This is a genomic window from Azospirillum sp. CT11-132, from assembly GCF_047302835.1.
Classification (GTDB): Bacteria; Pseudomonadota; Alphaproteobacteria; order Azospirillales; family Azospirillaceae; genus Azospirillum.
Genome location: NZ_JBGLZA010000003.1, coordinates 787,500 through 808,515, shown reverse-complemented (window position 1 = coordinate 808,515; position 21,016 = coordinate 787,500). Strand labels below are relative to the sequence as shown.

General features: G+C 66.6%; 21 protein-coding genes. 8 read left to right on the top strand and 13 right to left on the bottom strand.

What is annotated here, in order from left to right:
- Nucleotides 1-101: 101 nt before the first annotated feature.
- The 7 genes from ACCD06_RS09610 to ACCD06_RS09580 form a co-directional block, all read right to left on the bottom strand.
- A complete protein-coding gene (locus ACCD06_RS09610; protein ID WP_109074797.1) occupies nucleotides 102-764 on the bottom strand; it encodes a phasin family protein in 663 nt (220 codons plus the stop codon).
- Nucleotides 765-1,001: 237 nt separating this feature from the next.
- Nucleotides 1,002-2,000 carry a branched-chain amino acid ABC transporter permease gene (locus ACCD06_RS09605; protein WP_413340302.1) on the bottom strand — a complete coding sequence of 333 codons (999 nt, stop codon included), beginning with the start codon at nucleotides 1,998-2,000 and terminating at the stop codon, nucleotides 1,002-1,004.
- A 4-nt stretch (nucleotides 2,001-2,004) separates the two neighbouring features.
- Entirely contained in the window at nucleotides 2,005-2,892 is an 888-nt protein-coding gene (locus tag ACCD06_RS09600; protein WP_109074807.1) for a branched-chain amino acid ABC transporter permease, read from the bottom strand.
- A 123-nt stretch (nucleotides 2,893-3,015) separates the two neighbouring features.
- Complete coding sequence (locus ACCD06_RS09595; protein WP_109074806.1) at nucleotides 3,016-4,245, bottom strand: ABC transporter substrate-binding protein; 1,230 nt, start codon at nucleotides 4,243-4,245, stop codon at nucleotides 3,016-3,018.
- A 210-nt stretch (nucleotides 4,246-4,455) separates the two neighbouring features.
- Nucleotides 4,456-5,748, bottom strand: coding sequence for a cation:proton antiporter (locus tag ACCD06_RS09590; RefSeq protein ID WP_413340299.1), 1,293 nt, complete (start codon nucleotides 5,746-5,748; stop codon nucleotides 4,456-4,458).
- 279 nt (nucleotides 5,749-6,027) lie between these two features.
- On the bottom strand, nucleotides 6,028-6,501 hold the full coding sequence (locus ACCD06_RS09585; RefSeq protein WP_045580172.1) for a MarR family winged helix-turn-helix transcriptional regulator: 474 nt from the start codon (nucleotides 6,499-6,501) through the stop codon (nucleotides 6,028-6,030).
- A gap of 265 nt (nucleotides 6,502-6,766) precedes the next feature.
- On the bottom strand, nucleotides 6,767-7,828 hold the full coding sequence (locus ACCD06_RS09580; protein WP_413340296.1) for an enoyl-CoA hydratase/isomerase family protein: 1,062 nt from the start codon (nucleotides 7,826-7,828) through the stop codon (nucleotides 6,767-6,769).
- A 283-nt stretch (nucleotides 7,829-8,111) separates the two neighbouring features.
- Between ACCD06_RS09580 and ACCD06_RS09575 the strand changes: the two genes are divergently transcribed.
- The 5 genes from ACCD06_RS09575 to ACCD06_RS09555 all read left to right on the top strand — a co-directional run bounded on the left by ACCD06_RS09575 (nucleotide 8,112) and on the right by ACCD06_RS09555 (nucleotide 12,628).
- A complete protein-coding gene (locus ACCD06_RS09575; protein ID WP_109074793.1) occupies nucleotides 8,112-9,005 on the top strand; it encodes a diacylglycerol/lipid kinase family protein in 894 nt (297 codons plus the stop codon).
- 19 nt (nucleotides 9,006-9,024) lie between these two features.
- The gene (locus tag ACCD06_RS09570; RefSeq protein WP_109074792.1) at nucleotides 9,025-9,945 is read left to right on the top strand and encodes a metallophosphoesterase family protein; all 921 of its coding nucleotides are present in this window, start codon (nucleotides 9,025-9,027) and stop codon (nucleotides 9,943-9,945) included.
- Between the two features lie 117 nt (nucleotides 9,946-10,062).
- Entirely contained in the window at nucleotides 10,063-11,067 is a 1,005-nt protein-coding gene (gene hemB, locus ACCD06_RS09565; protein WP_413340295.1) for a porphobilinogen synthase, read from the top strand.
- Between the two features lie 91 nt (nucleotides 11,068-11,158).
- Nucleotides 11,159-11,716 (top strand): YbhB/YbcL family Raf kinase inhibitor-like protein, encoded by a 558-nt coding sequence (locus ACCD06_RS09560; RefSeq protein WP_413340293.1) that lies wholly within the window; start codon nucleotides 11,159-11,161, stop codon nucleotides 11,714-11,716.
- 51 nt (nucleotides 11,717-11,767) lie between these two features.
- Nucleotides 11,768-12,628 (top strand): helix-turn-helix domain-containing protein, encoded by an 861-nt coding sequence (locus ACCD06_RS09555; protein ID WP_413340291.1) that lies wholly within the window; start codon nucleotides 11,768-11,770, stop codon nucleotides 12,626-12,628.
- Here the strand turns inward: ACCD06_RS09555 and ACCD06_RS09550 are convergent.
- Entirely contained in the window at nucleotides 12,600-13,250 is a 651-nt protein-coding gene (locus ACCD06_RS09550) for a TetR/AcrR family transcriptional regulator (RefSeq protein ID WP_413340289.1), read from the bottom strand. The two genes, ACCD06_RS09555 and ACCD06_RS09550, sit on opposite strands and share 29 nt — an antisense overlap.
- A gap of 95 nt (nucleotides 13,251-13,345) precedes the next feature.
- Here ACCD06_RS09550 and ACCD06_RS09545 point away from each other — a divergent pair, with 95 nt between their 5' ends.
- A complete protein-coding gene (locus ACCD06_RS09545; protein ID WP_413340287.1) occupies nucleotides 13,346-14,329 on the top strand; it encodes an aldo/keto reductase in 984 nt (327 codons plus the stop codon).
- A 43-nt stretch (nucleotides 14,330-14,372) separates the two neighbouring features.
- On the opposite strand, the gene ACCD06_RS09540 is transcribed toward ACCD06_RS09545, so the two are convergent.
- From ACCD06_RS09540 to dapA, 3 genes are read right to left on the bottom strand one after another with little or no spacing between them, the layout of a single operon-like run.
- Nucleotides 14,373-15,395 carry a methyltransferase gene (locus tag ACCD06_RS09540; RefSeq protein WP_413340285.1) on the bottom strand — a complete coding sequence of 341 codons (1,023 nt, stop codon included), beginning with the start codon at nucleotides 15,393-15,395 and terminating at the stop codon, nucleotides 14,373-14,375.
- 4 nt (nucleotides 15,396-15,399) lie between these two features.
- Entirely contained in the window at nucleotides 15,400-15,873 is a 474-nt protein-coding gene (gene smpB, locus ACCD06_RS09535; RefSeq protein ID WP_109074785.1) for an SsrA-binding protein SmpB, read from the bottom strand.
- A 30-nt stretch (nucleotides 15,874-15,903) separates the two neighbouring features.
- The gene (dapA, locus tag ACCD06_RS09530) at nucleotides 15,904-16,779 is read right to left on the bottom strand and encodes a 4-hydroxy-tetrahydrodipicolinate synthase (protein WP_109074784.1); all 876 of its coding nucleotides are present in this window, start codon (nucleotides 16,777-16,779) and stop codon (nucleotides 15,904-15,906) included.
- A 36-nt stretch (nucleotides 16,780-16,815) separates the two neighbouring features.
- Between dapA and ACCD06_RS09525 the strand changes: the two genes are divergently transcribed.
- Entirely contained in the window at nucleotides 16,816-18,801 is a 1,986-nt protein-coding gene (locus ACCD06_RS09525; RefSeq protein ID WP_413340282.1) for a lytic transglycosylase domain-containing protein, read from the top strand.
- 51 nt (nucleotides 18,802-18,852) lie between these two features.
- Here ACCD06_RS09525 and ACCD06_RS09520 read toward each other — a convergent pair whose 3' ends face one another.
- Together ACCD06_RS09520 and ACCD06_RS09515 are read right to left on the bottom strand one after the other, a co-directional pair.
- Entirely contained in the window at nucleotides 18,853-19,041 is a 189-nt protein-coding gene (locus ACCD06_RS09520) for a hypothetical protein (RefSeq protein WP_109074782.1), read from the bottom strand.
- A gap of 39 nt (nucleotides 19,042-19,080) precedes the next feature.
- On the bottom strand, nucleotides 19,081-19,266 hold the full coding sequence (locus ACCD06_RS09515) for an entericidin A/B family lipoprotein (protein WP_199232143.1): 186 nt from the start codon (nucleotides 19,264-19,266) through the stop codon (nucleotides 19,081-19,083).
- Nucleotides 19,267-19,559: 293 nt separating this feature from the next.
- Here ACCD06_RS09515 and ACCD06_RS09510 point away from each other — a divergent pair, with 293 nt between their 5' ends.
- On the top strand, nucleotides 19,560-20,918 hold the full coding sequence (locus ACCD06_RS09510) for an MATE family efflux transporter (protein ID WP_109074781.1): 1,359 nt from the start codon (nucleotides 19,560-19,562) through the stop codon (nucleotides 20,916-20,918).
- The last annotated feature ends 98 nt before the right edge of the window (nucleotides 20,919-21,016 follow it).

Here is a 21,016-nt window from a genome sequence, read left to right as displayed (position 1 = left end):
CGTGTCCGGCACAGAAAAAACCCCGGTCCTTGCGGGCCGGGGTTCAGTCAGGATGGAGATCGTTCGTTATCGATGGCGTGCCGGTGCAGTCGGCCAGGTCTTCAGAAGCGGCGCTCCGTCTGCTGCGCCGCACCTTCCAGACGGGCGTTCAGCTTGCCCATCGCCGTGTTGGCGGTGCTCGCCGACATCTCCGAGATCTTGACGCTGCGGCTGAGGACCATCTGCATGTTGTCCTTCAGCATACGGCTCTGCGCCGCGTAGAAATCGGGGACGGTCCGGCTGCGCATCAGCGCGTTCATTCCCTCGGCATTGCGCGAGGCCACGTCCTGCGCCAGCCCCATCCATTCGCGCCAAGCGTTCTGCCAGCCGTCGGCCAGAACGCTGCCGCACTGGACCATGACGTCCATCGTTTCGCGGGTCTGGCTGGCGACCGCGCCCTGCGCTTCCTTCGACAGGCCCAGCGCGCGCTGGAGCTGCTCGGTCGTGCGGCCGGCGACATCGGAGGCCTTGTTCATCATGGTGCCGGCAGTCTCAGCACTGCGGCGGGTCATGTCGGCACCCGCCCCCATTGCCTTCTGACCAGCGTTCAGGCTGGCATCGGCGGCCTCCCGGCCGGTCTCTGCCGCGTTCTCACCCATCGAGCGGGCGGCATCGGCGGCGCGGCGGGTGGTGGCCTCACCGGCGCGCGTCATGTCCTCCACCGTGCCTTTCGCCCGGTCAGCGGTTTCACGCGCGCTGGTCGTGGTATCCTTGTCCATAGCCATGCGGGATGCTCCTCGAATACGTTCATCCGGGTGGACGCCTCTTCCCAAACCTCGCGTCGGTCATTTTGCTGCACCGCCGCACGCGTTGAGACCTATAACACCCAGAAAGCAAAACGTTCCAGGACGCAAAATAATAACCGCACACCCGTTCTTTCGGGGTATGCAGTTTTTTTGCAACCATAGTGTCTTAAGAACGAAACCATCCTTAATGTGCTTGCTGTTTTTCTGTGCAGTGACTTAACTATTCTGGCTGTGCTTTCCAAAACGCGCCGCGATTTCCCCGGCTATTCCCCGACGGAACACCAGCACGCAGGCGACGAAGATGCAGCCGATCACGACCGGCACCGGCAGGCTGGTCGCCGCCAGATAATTCTCCAGCGTCACCACCAGAGCGGCACCGATGACCGGGCCGCTCAGCGTGCCCATTCCGCCCAGCAGCGTCATCAGCACGACTTCGCCCGACATCTGCCACGTCACGTCGGTCAGCGTCGCCAATTGGAAGACGATGGCCTTGGTGCCGCCCGCCAGCCCGGCCAGCGACGCCGACAGCACGAAGGCCAGCAGTTTGTAGCGGTCGGTGCGGTAGCCCAGCGAAATGGCGCGCGCCTCGTTCTCACGAATCGCTTTCAGCACCTGCCCGAAGGGCGAATGCACCGTTCGCCAGATGATGGCGAATCCGATCAGGAAGACGCCCAGCACGGTGTAGTACATCGCCAGCGGGTTGTGCAGGTCGAAGACGCCGAACAGGACGCCGCGCGGCACCGCCTGAATGCCATCCTCGCCATGGGTGAAGGGCAGTTGCAGGGCGAGAAAATAGACCATCTGGCTCAACGCAAGCGTGATCATGGCGAAATAGATGCCCTGCCGGCGGATGGCGATCAGGCCGAAGACCAGCCCCAGAATGACCGCGGCCAGGGTGCCCAGCAGGATCCCCAGTTCAGGCGACCATCCCCACTCCTTCACCGCATGGGCGGTGACATAGGCGGCGCTGCCGAAGAATGCCGCATGACCGAAGCTGAGCAGCCCGCCGAAGCCGATCAGCAGATTGAAGGCGCAGGCGAACAGTGCGAAGCACAGCACCTTCATCAAAAAGACCGGATAGAGCACGAACGGCACCGCCAGCAGAGCGGCCAACACCACCAGCGCGCCAACTCTCGCCATGGTCAGGCCCGCCGTCGCCGGTGCGCCGGCGGTCTGTGCGGACGCCCGGCCGCTGCTCTGCGAATGAAGGCTCATGCGCTTACCTCTCCCGTCCGAACAGACCGGCGGGCTTTACCATCAGCACCACCGCCATGATGACGAAGACCACGATGTTCGAGGCCTCCGGGTAGAAGACCTTGGTCAATCCTTCCAACAGGCCCAGCCCGTAACCGGTCAGGACGGCGCCGATGATGGAGCCCATGCCGCCGATCACCACCACCGCGAACACGACGATGATGAGGTGCGAGCCCATCAGCGGCGATACCTGATAGATAGGTGCCGCCAGCACGCCGGCGAGCCCGGCCAGCGCCACGCCGAAGGCGTAGGTCAGCGTGACCATCCGCGGCACATTGATGCCGAAGGCCTGGACCAGCACCGGATTCTCGGTCGCCGCGCGCAGATAGGCGCCCAGCTTCGTCTTCTCGATGGCGATCCAGGTGCTGATGCAGACGATCAGCGACGCCACAACCACCCAGCCGCGGTAATTGGGCAGGAACATGAAGCCCAGGTTCCGGCCGCCGCTGAGTTCGGCAGGAATGGGATAAGGCTGGCCGGAGACGCCATACTGGTGGCGGAACGCCCCCTCGACGATCAACGCCAGCCCGAAGGTCAGCAGCAACCCGTAGAGATGGTCGAGCTTGTAGAGCCGCGACAGCAGCGTCTTTTCCAACACGACCCCGAACGCGCCGACGATCAGCGGCGCCAGCAGCAGCGCCCACCAATAGCCGATGCCGAGCTGGTTCAGCAGCAGCCATGCCACGAAGGCGCCCATCATGTAGAGCGCGCCATGGGCGAAGTTGATGACGTTCAACATGCCGAAGATCACCGCCAGCCCCAGGCTGAGCAGCGCGTAAAACGATCCGTTGATCAGCCCCAGCAGAAGCTGACCGAACAGCGCCTGGGGCGGAATGCCGAAAATCGTTCCCATCATGAGCGTCGCTCTCCTCAGCGGCATCCCCGCCGCGGCATTGGTCCGAAAACCGCCGCCCTGGCGGGAATGCCGCTCCGTCACGTCACGGCTTTTGCCCCGTCGTCCTGTCTACCGACGCGATCACTTCGGCAGCTTGCAGCCGCTTTCCTCGAAGGTGGCGAAGGCGTCCTTGCCGGGGATGGTGCGCAGGATCTGGTAATAATCCCAAGCGCCCTTGGACTCCGACGGCTTCTTCACGCGGGCCAGATACATGTCATGGACCATGCGGCCGTTCGGCAGGATCGTGCCGTTCTTGGCGAACATGTCGTTGACCGGCATCTCCTTCATCTTGGCGGCGACGGTCGGGCCGTCGTCGGTCCCGGCCGCTTCGATCGCCTTCAGATAGTGGCGGACGGCGGAATAGCTGCCGGCCTGCACCATCGTCGGCATCTTGCCGTAGCGGTCGAAGAACTTCTTGGACCAGGCGCGGGTCTCGTCGTCGCGGTCCCAATAGAAGCCGGTGGTCAGCACCAGATCCTGGGCGACCTGCAGTCCGAGCGCGTGCACGTCCGACAGGAAGATCAGCAGGCCCGCCAGCTTCTGCTGACCGCTTTGCGTCAGGCCGAATTCGGCCGCCTGCTTGATCGAGGTGATGGTGTCGCCGCCGGCATTGGCGAGACCGACGACCTTGGCGCCCGAGGCCTGGGCCTGCAGAAGGAAGGAGGAGAAGTCGGCGGTGTTCAGCGGTGCCTTCACCGAACCGACAATCTTGCCGCCGGCCTTTTTCACTTCGACGGAGGTGTCGGCCTCCAACTGATGGCCGAAGGCATAGTCGGCGGTGATGAAGAACCAGCTATCGCCGCCCTCCTTAACCATGGCCTGTCCCGTACCGACGGCCAGCGCATGAGTGTCGTAGGGCCAGTGGAAACCGGTGGGGGAACAGGCGTCGCCTGTCAGGCGCGAGGTCGCCGGACCTTCCATCAGGAAGATCTTCTTCTTCTCCTTCGTCACCTCCTGCACGGCGAGCGCGACGCCGGAATTCGGCACGTCGACGATCACGTCGACACCGTCCTGGTCGATCCACTGGCGGGCAAGGTTGGCGCCGATGTCGGGCTTGTTCTGGTGGTCGGCCGCGACGAACTCGATGGGCTTGCCGAGAATCTTGTTGCCGAACTCCTCGGCCGCCATCTTGGCGGCGACAACCGACCCCTCGCCGCCGAGATCGGCATAGAGGCCGGAGCGGTCATTCAGTACACCGATCTTGACCACATCGCCGGAAAGCTTGCCCTGCTGGGCCATGGCGGGCCCGGTGGACATGACACCGATCGTCAGGGCAGCAAGGGCGGCACCGGCCAGAAGACGTGCGATCATACGTGAATTCCTCCCCATCAGCGTTGCGTTGCGCAGATTGCGGATGACCGTCCGGATCGGTTCGTCCGGCGGTTCCCGGGTGGTCGTGTCGGCCTGCCCATTTGGTTTCATTCGAAACCGTCAGGTCGTCCACGCCGCCCCTTCCCGACCACTATGCAGGCGCATCACCTTGTACGGAAAGCGGAAATTCAGCTTCACCAACAATTTTCATCAAGAGTCGGCCGAAACGCGCGCTTTTTCCATTCGGCGGTGTATGGAGGGCGGCGGTGACGCCACCGCAGCCTGCCGGCGCCGGTCGATCCGCCGCATGACCGGCGTCACACTGATGCCATGGACGAGAATCGAGAGAAGCACGATCAGGCCGGTGACCGCCCACAGGGCGTTGGACACGTCGAATTCCGCGGCGTTCAGCGCATAGGCGACGTAATAGATGCTGCCCATGCCGCGGATACCGAAGAAGCCGATTGCCAGCTTCTCGCCGACCGGCATCGGCACGCCGGCCAGCCCCACCACTCCGGCGACCGGACGCACCATAAGCAGGATGACGGCCGCGGCGCCGACGGCACTCCAGGACAAGGCGTCGATCAATCCATGGGCCAGCGTGCCGCCGAACAGCACCAGCATCATCATCATCATCAGCCGCTCGGTCTGCTCGACGAAATCATGCAGGCGTTCATGATACTCGCTGTTCCGTTCCGCATCGCGCAATGCGAGCGCTGCGACGAACACCGCGAGAAAGCCGTATCCGCTGACCAGCTCCGTCAGGCCATACGCAATCAGCGTGATGCCGAGCGACACGAAGCCGTCGCCGGTCCGTGACAGGTTCGCCCGATTCGGCACCCGAAAGGTGACATAGCCGAGGAACCGTCCGACCAGCCAGCCGACTCCGACGCCGGCCCCCAGCTTCCACACCACATCCAGCAGCACCCAATGTTGCAGCATGTCCCAAGGCGGGTTGCCGTTCAGCAGCGCGACCCCAATCGCGAGATGGACGAAGGGAAAGGCCAAGCCGTCATTCAGTCCGGCTTCGGAGGTCAGGCTGAAGCGGATCTCATCCTCCTCGCCGGACTTGGGCGGACCGACCTGAACGTCGGAGGCAAGGACCGGATCGGTGGGCGCCAGCGCGGCCCCCAGCAGGATCGACGCCGGTAACGGGAAATCGAGCCAGTACCAGCCGATCAGGGCGATCATCAGGATCGACAGAGGCATGGTGATGCCCAGCAGCCGCCAGGTGATGATCCAGCGACGCCAGCCGATGCGGCGATCCAGTTTCAGCCCCGCGCCCATCAGCGAGACGATGACGATCAGTTCGGTCAGCCGCTCGGTGGCCTGGGGGAAGGCCAGCGGCTCCGGGTTCTCCAGCCGCAGGGTGCTGAAGACCGCGAAGCCAAGCCCGACGCAGATGATAGGCAGCGAAAGCGGCAGTTCCTTCAGCACCATCGGCAGCCAGGCCACCAACAGGATCAGGACCCCAAGCCCCACCATCATGACGATATAAGACATAAGCCGCCCGTTGCCGTGACGCCTTCGGCACGGCTCGGCGGCCGGAAATCGTCCGGCCGGACCAACTGCGGCCGCGCGAAGGCCAATCCCGGTCAACACGCGAAGGCGCCGATGGGTTCAGGGCGGATGCAGGAACGATGCGGAATGGTTGGCGGAGGTGCCGGCTCGCTCGACGTCGATTCCCTGCCGGCCACGATAAGGGTGGAGGCCGATGGGAAGCGGGACCCCGATGCCACCCGCGGGAGCCGGAACCGCGGGGGCCTCGCAAATAACGGCCGGTCAGGCCGCGGAGGTCATCGGAAAGCCGCTGTAGTCGAGCGACGCCGACCAGAAGCGTTCCAGCTTGCGCAGGGTCTCGTTGGCCTTGGTCAGTTCCTCGTCGCTGAAGCCGGCCTTCTCCAGGGCGGTCAGATGACGTTCGAACATGACGCTGATCTTTTCGCGCAGGTCCAGGCCCTTCTCCGACAGGCGGACACGGACCGACCGGCGATCGTGCGGGGAGCGTTCCTGGCCAAGATAGCCGTTCTCGACCATCTTCTTGACGTTGTAGGAGACGTTGGAACCCAGATAGTAACCGCGCGCGGTCAGTTCGCCGACCGTCATCTCATCTTCGCCGATGTTGTACAGGATCAGGCTCTGGACGTTATTGATGTCCTGGATCCCGAGCCGGTCCAACTCAGTCTTGAGCACTTCAAGAAAGTGGCGGTGAAGCCGCTCGATCAACAGAATGCTCTCGTAATAGGGTTTGCGCACCGCGGTCTCCTTTGGCTCTAACCGGCCGTTCCCCGCGCAAGGACGATACCGGGACCTTAAAGCGAGATTAACCGATCATTCGTCGGCAATCATCCTAATAATTCCAGAAAAAGTCTGGCACAACCCGTCTGTACAGGGGCCTTTCGCCGGGTGTCCCCACACCAAGGTTTTCGGCCGGGCGGCACCACCGGCATAAGCGGAAAGGAATGGTCCCGCGACCGCCTGCGCGACCATTCCCCCGGGATCTTTCCCCGACGACGGTTCCTCAGTCGCGGAACACCAGATCGCCGCCCGCCGGTTCGGCGAAGTGCCGCTCGACATCGGACGGGCCGACATCGGCCAGTTCCGCCGGCTTCCATTTCGGGTTCTTGTCCTTGTCGACCAGCACCGCGCGAATGCCTTCGTAGAAATCATCGCCGGCAAGGCAGGCGAGGCTGAGGCGCAGTTCCTGCACCATGCAACCTTCGAAATCCAGCTTGGCGCCGCGACGGAGTGCGGCCAGCGTCACCTTCAGGCTGGTCGGCGAGACCCGGCGCAGGGTGGCGAGTTGCCCGGCCGCCCAGTCGGTCCCCTCGGCCTCCAGCGCCTTGACGATGGCCTCCACGCTGTCGAAGGCATAGCAGCGGTCGACCGCGGCGCGGATGGCGCTCACCGCCGCCTCGCCGGCTTCGCCGCGATGGGCCGCGATGGCCTCGTCGGCCGGGACGCCGGCGGCGAGATCGTCGATCAACGCCTCGATCCCGGCGCTCGGCACGAAGGCGTCGGCGGCGCCGATGGCCAGCAGGTCGGCCGCCTTCAGCCGGTCGCCGGTCAGCCCCAGCCAGATGCCGACCTGCCCCGGCAGCCGCGGCAGGAAATAGGTGCCGCCGACGTCGGGATAGAGGCCGATGCCGGTTTCCGGCATGGCGAACATCGTGCGCTCTGTGACGATGCGGTGGGTGCCGTGGACCGACAGGCCGACGCCGCCGCCCATGGAGATGCCGTCGATCAGCGCGACATAGGGCTTGGACAGGCGCTTGATCCGCCGATTCAGCACATATTCCTCGCTGAAGAAGGCGCGGATCGGCCCCGTGTCGCCGCGTCCCTCCTTCACCGCCTTGCCGGCCTCGTACAGGCTGACGACGTCGCCGCCTGCGCAGAACGCCTTTTCGCCGGCACCGCGAATCACGACGGCCTTGACCTCCGGATCGGCATCCCACGCCCGGAGCTGCGGATCGAACAGCCTGATCATGCCCAGCGTCAGCGCGTTCAGCGCCTTGGGGCGGTTGAGCGTGACGAGGCCGATCGCGCCCCGACGTTCGAACAGAATCTCAGCAACGTCGCTCATCGTCTTGTATTTTCTCGGTTATCGTTGCGAATCGGGCGGTGGTGAGCAGTCTGTTCCATCCCCGCGATGCTCCAGGGCGTGGAGACCGGCCCACCGCGATGATACGGGAGCCGGCGGCGCTGTCAAACCTACCATACGGATCCGGATGTTCGCTGATCCGCAGATTAGGAACAACACCCCTCTTGGACCGTTGCGGTCACGCTCTCATCTGAGAACGGCTCCTCCTCTGAAGCATTACGGAAGGTCAGATGCCGATGCCGCTCCACATCCTGCCGGGTGACGCATGAAGGTTGGAATCATTCTCAACCGGCAGGCGGGCTCGCTGGTCGACCGCCCCATCGACGGCGCCGAAGCGGCGATCCGCAACGCCTTCCAACGGCACGGCGCCACGGTGGACCTGCACACGGTCGACGGTGCGCAATGCACCGACACGATCCGGCGGGTGCTGGACTCCGATGCCGAGACGGTGGTGGTCGGCGGCGGTGACGGCACGTTGCACAGCGCGGTGAAGCTGGCGCTGCCGACAGGCAAGACGTTGGGCGTCATTCCCTTGGGCACTCTCAATCTGTTGGCCCGCGATCTTCGCATTCCACTTGAACTGGAGGGTGCGGCGGAGGCCCTGGCCGCCGGGCGGGTTCGGGTCATCGACATCGCCGAGGTGAATGGGGAGCCCTACACCAACAGCTCCGTCCTCGGCTTCTATCCGCAGGTGGTCCAGGAGCGCGAGCGTCAGCGCAAGCAGCACCGGCTGCTGAAATGGCCGGGAGCCGCGGTGGCCATGGCGAAAACGCTCTACCGGCTCCCGCTACTGGATGTCCGCCTGGATTGGGGCGACGGTCCGCGCCGCATGCGCACGCCCATCCTGGTCGTTTCCAACAACGTCTATGACGACGGGTTCGGTCTCGTCCTGTCCCGTCAGTCGCTCGACGCAGGAAAGCTCGGGGTCTATGTGGCCCGCGAACGGAACGCATTCGCGATGCTGCGGTTGATGGGAAGGCTGGTTGCCGGTTCCTGGAAACAGGACGAAGCGCTGGAAACCTATGCGGTGACCAGCCTGACGGTCCACAGTCGCCGCCACCACCTGAAGATGGTCAACGATGGCGAGATCCGGAAGCTGCATGCGCCGCTTCACTACCGGATTCTCCCGGGGGCTCTGAAGGTTCTGGCACCAGGCTGAGAAAAAGGATGAGGATGGCGTGAAACGGCTCGCTCACATCTCCGACCTGCATTTCGGGCGGATCGACCAGCGCGTGGTGGACGGTCTACTGGCCGACCTGACCGCACAGGCCCCCGACCTGATCGTTATCTCCGGCGACTTCGTGCAGCGGGCCAAAGAGCGCCATTTCCAGGAAGCTCGCGCCTTTCTGGAGAAATTACCCTTTCCTTACATGGCGGTACCGGGAAATCATGACATCCCGGTTTATAACGTGTTCAAGCGCTTCACCGACCCGTTCGGCCATTATCGCCGTTACATCACCAGCGACTTCAGCCCGCTGCATGTCGATGACGAGATCGCGGTGCTCGGCATCAACACCGCCCGTCCGGTCATCATGGATTTTTCCGAAGGGCGGATGAACCGGCGCCAGATCGCGCGGGTGCGCGAGGTGTTCTGCGGCATGCCCGACACCGTGTTCAAGGTGCTGTTCACCCACCATCCCTTCCTGCCGCCACCGGACCTGCCCAAGACGCAGCTGGTCGGCCGCCACAAACTGGCCCTACCGGCGCTGGAAAGCTGCGGCGTCGACCTGTTGCTGGCCGGTCATCTGCACAAGGCCTATTCCGGCGACATCATGAGCTTCCACACCCAGATCGCCCGGTCCATCCTGGTCGCCCAGGCCTCCACCGCCACCTCCACCCGGCTGCGGAACGAAACCAACGCCTACAATCTCATCACCGTCGATCACCCTTCGGTGACGTTCGAGGTGCGGTCGTGGGAGGGGGCGGCCTTCACCGGCGGGCTGGTATCCAGCTATCGCAAGCAGGGGCACCGCTGGACTCTGCAGGGACAGGACACCGGCTTCCGGCCCGTCGACGGCGGTGCGGCCACGGGCGATCCCGTCACCCATTGGGACAAGGTCGCCCGGCATGCAAGCGGGCAGGCCCACGGCGGGGCATGAGACCTGCGCAAGGCAGCCGGCCCGGTCCCAAAGGACTGGAGCCGCCGCCGCGCCTTGAGTTCACTATGCGGGAAGGCGTAGGATCGCCGCACTCGTTCTAAGTGCATGGTCTCACCGATGCCGATCACCCTGCCCGCCGCCTTCCCGCGCACCCGTCTGCGCCGCAACCGCGCCGACGCCTGGACCCGTCGTCTGGTCGCCGAGAACACGCTGACCGTCGACGACCTGATCTGGCCGGTCTTCGTGGTCGAAGGCGAGAACCGGCGGGAGCCGGTCGCCTCCATGCCCGGCGTGGAGCGCCTGACCATCGACCTGCTGTGCGAGGCGGTGGCGGAGGCCGGCTCGCTGGGCATTCCCTGCATCGCGCTGTTCCCGGTCGTCGGCTCGGACGCGAAGTCGGAAGACGCGGCGGAAGCCTACAATCCCGACAACCTGATGAACCGCGCCATCCGCGCGGTGAAGGCGGCGGCGCCGGAGGTCGGCATCCTGGGCGATGTGGCGCTCGACCCCTACACCACCCACGGCCATGACGGCATCCTGCGCGACGGCTACATCCAGAACGACGAGACCGTCGAGGTCCTGATTCGTCAGGCGCTGTCGCAAGCCGAGGCCGGCGTCGACATCGTCGCGCCGTCCGACATGATGGACGGCCGCATCGGGTCCATCCGCGACGCGCTCGACAAGGACGGCTACCAGCTGACCCGGGTCTGCTCCTACGCGGCGAAATACGCCTCCGCCTTCTACGGCCCGTTCCGCGACGCGGTGAATTCCGGCGGCTTCCTGAAGGGCGACAAGACCACCTACCAGATGAACCCGGCCAACACCGACGAGGCCCTGCGCGAGGTCGCCTGCGACCTGCAGGAGGGGGCGGACATGGTGATGGTGAAGCCAGGCCTGCCCTATCTCGACATCATCCGCCGGGTGAAGGACCAGTTCGCGGTGCCGACCTTCGCCTATCACGTGTCGGGCGAATACGCGATGCTGCGCGCCGCCTCCGCCAACGGTTGGCTGAACTATGACAAGGCGCTGCTGGAGACGCTGATGGGCTTCAAGCGCGCCGGCTGCGACGCCATCCTGACCTATGGCGCGGTGGACGCGGCGAAGCTGCTCAAGCAGGGCTGAGCAGTTCGGGGCCATCTTTGAGCCGTTCAGGGCCGCGGGAAAATCCGCGGCCCTTTATCGTCAGGGCATTCCAATCGACGGAGACGCCCCGATGAGCCCGAAAATCCCCTTCCGCCCGGCCTTGGTCGCCGCCGTGCTGCTGGCCGCCTCCCCCGCTGCCGCGTTCGAACTGCGCAGCCCCGACTTCACCGACAAAGCACCGATCCCGGAACGGAATCTGTTCGCCGGTTTCGGTTGCAGCGGCGGCAACCAATCGCCGGCCCTCAGTTGGACGGAGCCGCCGGCCGGCACCCGCAGCCTCGCCGTCACGATCTATGATCCCGATGCGCCGACCGGCAGCGGATGGTGGCATTGGGTGGTGTTCAACCTGCCGGCCGATACCCGCGGTCTGCCCGCCGGGGCCGGCAATCCGGAAAAGCCCACCCTGCCCGCCGGCGCCGTGCAGAGCCGCACCGATTTCGGCACCCCCGGCTATGGTGGTCCCTGTCCGCCGCAGGGTGACAAGCCGCACCGCTATGTCGTCACCGTCCACGCGCTGAAGGTGGAGAGCCTGCCGCTGCCGGCCGATGCGTCCGGCGCCATGGTCGGCTTCAACCTGAACGCCGCCAGCCTGAGCAAGGCGACGTTGACGGCCCGCTACGGCCGTTGATCGGTCGCGCCGGCCGGTCCTAGGATGCACGAAGGCCAGAGGATGAACGCCATGGGTCCGGATCTGCTCGCCCGCCTGTCCCGCTTCGCCGCCCGCGACCTGCGTCCCGGCGGCGGCGACCGCCCGCATCGGCCGGAGCTGTGGGCCTTCGTCGCCCATGACCGAGAACGGCTGGCCGAGGTGCGGATCGAACGCACCGCCCTCATCGCGGTTCTGGAGGGCACCAAGGAGCTGACCGACCCATCCGGCACCACCCGCCGCTTCCCGGCCGGCAGCGCCATGCTGCTGCCTCCGGGTTGGTGCGGATCGGTGGTGAACGATCCCGGCTCCGGTGGCCGCTACCGCGCCCTGGTGCTGGAGTTCCCAGCGGAGATGGTCCGGCGGCTTCTGCGCGCCCATGGCACCGATGGACTGGCACCGCGCGCCCGGCCCGGCGATTGGCATGTCGCCCTGACGCCGGCCCTGACCGACGCCATCCAGCACGCCGCCACTGGCCTGACCGCCGATCCGCCGCTGCCGGCGAAGCTGGCGGAGCATCGCTGCATGGAGGTCCTGCTGGCACTTCTGGAAGACGGCGTCTGGTGGCTGGGACCGGTGGCCCCGATGGGAATCGCCGATGCGGTGCGTCAGCTCCTGCGTACCCAGCCCGACATGCCCTGGACCGCCGAGCGCGTGGCCGGCGCGCTCCATCTCAGCACCGGCACTCTGCGCCGCCGCCTGACGGAAGAGGGCTGCTCGGTCCGCAGCATCCTGACGGAGGAGCGGGTTGCCCACGCCCGCGACCTTTTGCAGGGCGAGGGGCTGAGCGTTCAGGAGGCGGCGGAGGCCTGCGGCTATGCCAACCGGTCCCATTTCGCCCGCCGCATCCGGACGGCGGTGGGCGTCAACCCTTCGGGCCTGCGGGGGCGCTGACCGGCTCGGTGCCATAGGCGCGAAGCAGCGCCGCGACCGAATCGGCGATCACCCGCTCCGGATCGGCGGTGACCGGCAGCCCCAGCATGGTCGGCCAGAACAGCACCTCCTTCATGCCACCGAGCAGTTGGGTCGCCACCACATGCGGGTTCGGCGCGTTCAGGCGTCCGCGCGCATGCTGGGCGGCAAGATAGTCGTCCAGCAGCGCATAAGCCTGGCTCTTCCCGCCCTCCAGATAGTCCTGCGACAGTTCGGGGAAGCGCTGGTGCTCGGCGATCACCAGGCGGAGCAGGCCACGCACTTCCGGCCGCCCTGTATGGACCAGCAGGGAGCGCAGGAAGACCGGCAGGGCCTTCTCAGGCGGCTGGTCGTGGGAGAGCAGGCTCTGGCCGTCGGCACTGCGGAACCCCTCATACAGGCCGGACACCACGGCCTGGAACAGCTCGCGCTTGCCGGGGAAGTGGTTGTAGACGGTGCGCTTCGACACATTCGCATCGGCGGCGATGGCATCCATCGACGACGCCTCGTACCCGTGGGTCAGGAAGGCGCGGGTTGCCGCCTCCACCACAGCATCCCGCTTCGCCGAACCGCGCGCGCCACCTCCCGTCTGAGACGTTGACATTCCCCACCCTCTAAGTACACTGCACAGTGTAGTGTAGTTGTTGCCGCAGGCTCCCAGGGTAATCCGCCCGGCCGCGGCACGGGAGGGGTAAAGCGATGAAACAGCGCAATATCGGTCGTATTCTCGCGGTTTCCGAAATCGGGCTCGGCTGCATGGGCATGTCGGAGTTCTATGGCCCGACCGACGACGCTCAATCGCTCGCCACGCTGGAACGGGCGTTGGAGCTTGGCGTCACCCATTACGACACCGCCGACATGTACGGCAGCGGTCACAACGAATCGCTGCTCGCCCGTTTTCTGACCGGCAAGCGTGACAGGGTGACGATCGCGACCAAGTTCGGCATCGTCCGCCAGCCCGGGGAGTATGCCCGGCGGGTCGACACCAGCCCCGCCTATGTCGCCCAAGCCTGCGACGCCTCGCTGAAGCGTCTGGGGGTGGAGACCATCGATCTCTACTACGCGCACCGCGTGAACCCGGACATCCCGGTGGAGGAGACGGTCGGCGCCATGGCCGATCTGGTGAAGGCCGGGAAGGTTCGTGCGCTCGGCCTGTCGGAGGTGTCGGCCGCCACGCTGCGCCGTGCCCATGCCGTTCACCCCATTGCCGCGGTACAGAGCGAATATTCGCTGTGGACCCGCGACGTGGAGGCGGCGGTGCTGCCGACCTGCCGCGAGTTGGGCATCTCTCTGGTTGCCTACGCCCCGCTCGGCCGCGGCATGCTGACCGGCGCCGTCAGCAGCCCCGACCAGTTCGCCGAGAACGACTTCCGCCGCATCGCGCCGCGCTTCGCCGAGGACAATTTCGACCGCAATCTGGCTCTGGTGGAGCAGGTGAAGGCGCTGGCAGTACAGAAGGGCTGCACGGCTGGGCAAGTGGCGCTGGCTTGGCTGCTGGCCCAGGGGCCGGAGATCCTGCCGATTCCGGGGACCAAGCGGATCAAGTACCTGGAGGAGAATGTCGGCGCCGCGGCGGTGACGCTGACAGACGCGGAGGTGAAGGCGCTGAGCGATGCGCTGCCGCCGGGCGTGGCGGCGGGGGACCGCTATACGGCGGAGGGAATGCGGGGGGTGAATGTGTGAACGGAGGATGGGGGGCCTCGCCGGCCAAGGCCCCCCGCTCTCCCTACTTCGGCGTCCCCGCCCAGACCTGGAACTGCGTGGTCTCCATCAGCATGTCGCTGTGGCCGAATGCGGTCTTGAACAGCTTGCCGACACCGGCCGTCCGCTGGGTCACCGCCACCAGCGTGCCGCGCAGCTTCAGGTACTGCTTTGTCCCCGCGACCAGCGCGTCGAGCATGCCGAAATCCTCGTCCTTGCCGCGGTGGAGCGGCGGATTGGACAGGATCAGGCCGAAGCGCTCACGGGTGCCTAGCCCGGCCAATCCGTCGCTCAGCACCAGTTCGGCGTCCGGAACATTCTGGCGAGCGGCGTGCAGAGCCACCGCGTCGATGTCCAGCAACGTCAACGGAGCGCCCGGCTGGCGTTCGCGCACGGCCCGCGCAATCACCCCGGCGCCACAGCCGAAATCCAGCACACGGGTGCCGGAGGCCACCTCCGGCAACACCTTCAGCAGGCATTCGGTGCCGGCATCGAGATGGCCGTGGGCGAACAGGCCGGGATAGGACACCAGATCCAGCGTCCGGTCGGGCAGCGTCAGGGTGACGGTCTGCCGCCAATCCTCCAATGCCCCCTTTGCCGGCGCATCGGTGCGGCGGGTCAGCAGCAGCCGGGCGCGCCGCTTGATGATGAGCGTTTCCGGCTCCCCGGCCAGCCCGTCGAGATGCTTGGGTGCGCTGGTCACCCCCTCGTCGTTGCCGCCGGCGATCCACAGCGGGGCGCCGGGGGCAAGGCGGGAGGCCAAGGCGTGCAGGGCCATTTCGAACCCGGCCCAGCCGCGCGGCAGGCGCAGCACGGCACCGTCGAACGGTCCCTCGGCCGGCCAGGGCGTGGCGGCCTGCCCGCCAACAGCGAGTCGGTTCCAAACCACCACCTCGGCCCCGCCATCGCGGAGCGCCTCCGCAATGGCGCCGTCACTGTCGAAAGCGACAAGGATCCGACCCTGCGGCCGGATTTCGGACAGGGCTTCGGCGGCCACGGCGGCGACGGTCTGGTCGCGGTCCGTGGCCCGATTGTCGAGACGTGCCACCGTATCAGCCCTTGTCGCGCATCAGCCGCGCCTTGTCGCGCTGCCAGCTGCGTTCCTTCTCGTTCTGCCGCTTGTCGTGCTTCTTCTTGCCGGTGGCGAGGCCGATCTCGACCTTGGCGATGCCGCGGTCGTTGAAATAGACCGACATCGGCACCAGGGTGACACCCTTCTGCTTGATGCCGGCCGCGAGCTTGTCCAGCTCGCGGCGGCGGACCAGCAGCTTGCGCGGACGCTTCGGCTCGTGCTGATCGACGCGGCCGGCCTGGAGATATTCGGGGATGTACGCGTTGAACAGGTACAGTTCCCCCCCCTTCAGGCCGGCGTAGGCCTCGTTCACACTGGCGCGACCGCCGCGCAGCGATTTCACCTCCGACCCGGTCAGCATGATGCCGGCCTCAAGGACATCGTCGATGAAGAAGTCGAACCGCGCGCGGCGGTTCTGCGCCGCGAATTTTTTCGCTTCCTCGCGCGTCGCCAAGTCTCTCTCCTCTACGGCCCGTTCTGTCGCTTAGGACAACAGGCCGGCTTTTGTCATGGCTCCGCGCACGGCGGCGCGGGCGGTCTCGGACGCCGGAACCAGCGGCAGGCGGACCTCGTCGGTGCCGAGGCCCAGCAGGCTGGCGGCGAACTTCACCGGGGCCGGGCTGGTCTCCACGAACATCGAGTCGTGCAGCGGCGACAGCACGTCGCGCAGGCGGAACGCCTCCTTCAGGTCGCCCTTGGCCCAGGCGGTCTGCATGGCGGAGCACAGCGCCGGTGCGATGTTCGCGGTGACGGAGATGCAGCCCACGCCGCCCTGAGCGTTGAAGCCCAGCGCGGTGGCGTCCTCGCCCGACAGCTGGATGAAGTCGGGACCGACCTCCTGCAGCAGGCGCGACGGACGGGACAGGTCGGCAGTGGCGTCCTTCACACCGACGATGTTGGGCAGCTTTGCAAGCCGCGCCATCGTCGACACAGACATATCCACGACACTGCGGCCGGGAATGTTGTAAATAAAGATCGGCAAATCCGCCGCGTCATGGATCGCCTTGAAATGCTGGTACAGACCCTCTTGAGACGGCTTGTTGTAGTAGGGCGTGACCACGAGCGCCGCCTGCGCGCCCGCCTGCTTGGCATGGCGGGTCAGGGCGATCGCCTCGTCGGTCGAGTTGGAACCGGTGCCGGCCATCACCGGCACCTTGCCGCCGGCCGCCTCGATGCACAGTTCCACGACGCGGTTGTGTTCCTCGTGGGACAGGGTCGGCGACTCGCCGGTCGTGCCGCAGGGCACCAGTCCGTGGGTGCCCTGGGCGACCTGCCACTCCACGAAGGACTGGAAGGCCTTCTCGTCCACTTTCCCGCCCTTGAACGGAGTCAGAAGGGCGACGATGGAACCGTGGAACATGGCTGCCTCCTCAGTCGGCTTAGCTGGAAAAAAGAGTTGCGCACATTATCCCTCCCCGCCGCCCTCGGCAAGAGCGCCCGGATCTCTGTTTTCGCGGGTCTCCTCACCCTTTTCGCGGCGCTTCCCGGCGCCCTTCCCGCCGCGGCGCTGAGCCCGCAGGACATCGCCATCTATCGCGAGGCTTTCAAGCTCGCCGATGACGAACGGCTGGCGGAGGCATTGGCCGCAGCGTCCCGCGCGCAGGATCCGTTACCGGCGAAGGTTCTGCGCTGGATCGCGCTGGCCAATCCCGGCGGCGGCAGCTTCAGCGACATCGCCGCCTTCATCCGGGACAATCCGGACTGGCCGAACATGGCGGCGCTGCGCCGTCAGGCGGAAATGGCGATGCCCGACATCCCGCCGGCCGAGGTGGTGGAATGGTTCCGCCAGAGCCCGCCGCTGACCAACGACGGCTTCGTCCGCTATGCCGATGCGCTGATCGCCACCGGCAGCGGCGAGCGCGCGACCCCCCTGATCCGCAAGCAGTGGGCCGACGCCACCTTCACCGCCGACGAGGAGGCGACCTTCCTCGCCCACTACACGCCTTATCTGCGCCAGCAGGACCACAAGGCGCGCATCGACCGGCTGCTGTGGGCCCGGCAGGAAGCGCCGGTGCGGCGGATGCTGCCCTTCTTCGACGAAGCCTATGACACGCTGATCGAGGCGCGCATCGCGCTGGACGGCGACCGTGCAGGCGCCGATGCGGCCTTGGCGCGCGTGCCGCCCAGCCTGTTGAACGACCCGGGGCTGATGTTCGACCGCGCCCGCTACCTGCGGCGCAAGGGCGACGATGCCGGCGCGCTGGAGATCATCGCCCAGGCCGGCGCCGACATGGGCCGCCCGCAGTCCTGGTGGTCGGAGCGCCATCTGCTGGCCCGCCGGGCGATGGAGCGGGGCGACTACAACCTCGCTTACCGTCTGGTCAGCGCCAACGGCATGAGCGACGGCAGCGCCTTCGCCGATGCGGAGTTCCTGTCGGGATTCCTGGCCCTGCGCTTCCTCGACAAGCCGTCGGAAGCCTTCGCCCATTTCCACAAGCTGTACCGGTCGGTCAGCGCGCCGATCAGCAAGGCGCGCGGTGCCTATTGGTGCGGACGCGCAGCCGAGGCGCTGGGCCAGACCGGCCCGGCGCGGGAGTGGTATGCCAAGGCCGCGACCTACTCCACCACCTTCTATGGTCAGCTGGCCTTCCGCCATGTCTCAGGCGGCGCGGTCACCCTGCCCACCCCGCCGTCGGTCTCCAGCGCCGAGACAGCGGCCTTCAACAAACGGGAGGTGGTGCGCGTCGCCCGGCTGCTGGCGGAAATCGGCGGGAACGCCGCCGATCAGGTGACCGGCTTCGTCCGCCGCATCAGCCTCGACGCCAAGACGCCGGCCGACTATGTCCTGGCCGCGAGGCTGGCAAGCGATGTCGGCCGTCGCGACCTGGCCGTGGCCGCCGCGAAGGATGCCGCCCAGAACGACGTGTTCCTGGTCGAGGCCGGCTATCCGATGATCGACGCCCGTCCGTCGGCGCCGGAACTGGCGCTGGTCCACGGCATCATCCGGCAGGAAAGCACCTTCAACCCGACCATCGTGTCGTCCGCCGGCGCGCGCGGGCTGATGCAGCTGATGCCGACGACGGCGCAGCTGGTGGCGGGAAAGCTGGGGCTGAAGCACACGAACGCGCGGCTGACGTCGGACCCCGGCTATAACGTCACGCTGGGCTCCGCCTATCTGGCCGAGCTGATCGATCGCTTCAACGGCTCCTGGGTGCTGGCCATCGCCGGCTACAACGCCGGTCCGAACCGTGTCCGCCAATGGCTGCAGACCTATGGTGATCCGCGCACGGAAACCATCGACGTGGTCGATTGGATCGAGCTGATCCCGATCTCAGAAACCCGCAACTATGTCCAGCGCGTGCTGGAAGCCGTCCAGGTCTATCGCGCCCGCCTGAACGGCGACCGGGCGGAACCGAACCTCGACAAGGACCTGCGGCGATAGGAAGGATAGGAGAGATCGGCCTCGCCGATCTCTCGCGTTCCCCTCAGCCAATCACGCCGTCGTCGGATTCGGCATGCCCGGCATCGGCTCGTCGGCCGGCGGGGGGACTTCCGGCAGGATGCCGGGGTTGTCGGGCACCGGATAGGGATCGGGAGTCGTCGGGCGGCCGGGCTGAGGCGGATTCGGATTGGACGGGGCCGGAATCTCGCCGGGGGTGGACGGCTTCTGCGGATCGCTCATGCGGCAACTCCTGATAAGGTGGGTTCCTCGGATAACGCATTACTCGGCCGTCCGTTCAATCGCCCGGCCGCCGGACTGGAGGTCCTGCCCGGCCCCCTCGACCGTGTTGCAGCCGGTCAGCATGGCGGCGAGCGCCATCAGGAAGGTCAGGATCACCACCTCGCGCGCGGGGAACGGGATGGCGCGGGCGGTGGCGCGCTGCCGGCGGTTCGTGGCGTGCTGCATGGTGTCTCTCCGGTCTGGGGTGAGGGGACGGGGGTGGCGGGGATGAGCGATGGCCTGGGGGTCGTTCGTCTCTGCTTTTGACAACGGGGCTGCGGCGGCTTGGTTCCGCAACCGACCCCGCCGCCATGCAGAGAATGCAACGGTCCTTTCGGGGCTCCCGAAATCCTTGACGCGGTACGCCCACCGGGCAAGATGACCGGCTTTTGCGCAGTCTGCCCGCTTTCCGGCCAAGCCTTACGGTCCGGTCGCGCGGCACGGGCCGCCGTCATCCCTCCGTCGCCACAGGTCCAGTCATGAGCACCGCCACCCTGCCCGCCCCCGAGCCGTTGCGCGCGCGTCTTGCCGCCCACATCGGCGAGCTGTTGCGGCTGGCGGCACCGGTTATCGTCTCCCGCGCCGGGCTGATGGTGATGATGGCGGTCGATACCGCGATCGTCGGCCGCTTCTCGGCGCAGGAGCTGGCCTATTACGGGCTGGCGCACCTGCCGGGCAACATCATGGTCGGCACCGGCGTCGGGCTGCTGATGGGGACGGTGATGGTCACCGCCCATGCCTTCGGCGCCGGCGGCGACGTGGAGTGCGGCCGGGCATGGCGGCGGTCGGTCCCCTATGCCTTGCTGCTGGGCGTGCTGTTCGCACTGATCTCGCTGCTGGGCGACCCGCTGTTCCAGGCCGGCGGCCAGACCCCGGAGATGGCGGCGGGCGGCGCCCATGTGCTGGCGGTGCTGGGGCTGGGGGCGCCGGGCATGATGCTCTACATCACCACCGGCTTCTTCCTGGAGGGCATCAAGCGCCCGCTGCCGGGCATGGTCGCCATGGTGATCGGCAATCTCGTCAATGCCGCGCTCGCCTGGGCGCTGGTGTGGGGCCATATCGGGCTGGAGCCGCTGGGCGCCGTCGGCTCCGCCTGGGCGACCAGCATCGTGCGCTGGTCCATGGGGCTGGGGCTGGTCGCCTATGTCTGGTGGATGCACGACCATGACCGCTGGCAGATCCGCCTGCCGGTGTCCGGCTGGTGGAGCGGTGCCGCCCGCCAGCGTCACCTCGGCTATGCCGCCGGGCTCAGCATCGGGGTGGAGAGCGGCGCCTTCGCGGCGCTCGGCCTGTTCGCCGGCATGATCTCGCCGCTGGCGCTGGGCGCCTACACGGTTGGACTGAACCTGACCGCCCTGCCCTTCATGGCAGCGGTCGGTCTGGCGTCGGCCACCGCCGTGCGGGTTGGCGTGGCCTATGGCCGCGGCGACCGCAGCGACATGGCGCTGGCCGGCTGGACCGGCCTCGGAGTCACAAGTGCGATCCTGGCCTGCGTCGGCGTGCTCTATCGCAGCCTGCCCGACGCGCTGGGCGCCATCTACACCAACAACCCGGAACTGCTGGAGGCGGTGGCGCCGCTGATCGCCTTTACCGCCTGGATCCTGATCGCCGACGGCGGCCAGACGGTGATGGCGAACGCGCTGCGCGGCCGGCACGACGCCTGGATTCCCACCGCGCTGCACTTCTTCTCCTACGCGGTGGTGATGATTCCGGTGTCGGCCTTCCTGGTCTTCGGCCTCGGCCACGGCGCCCATGGGCTGTTCGAGGGAATTCTCATCGCCAGTCTGGTGTCGGTCACCATCCTGTCCCTGCGATTCGCACATCTCAGCCGGCGTTGAACCGGCATCAGTCGGGGCACCGACAGGGGTTTTCGGCCCCGAATCATTGTGTGCAATTGCGAGAGTTGCTATATTTCTCGGGCAAAACCTTCGGCCCG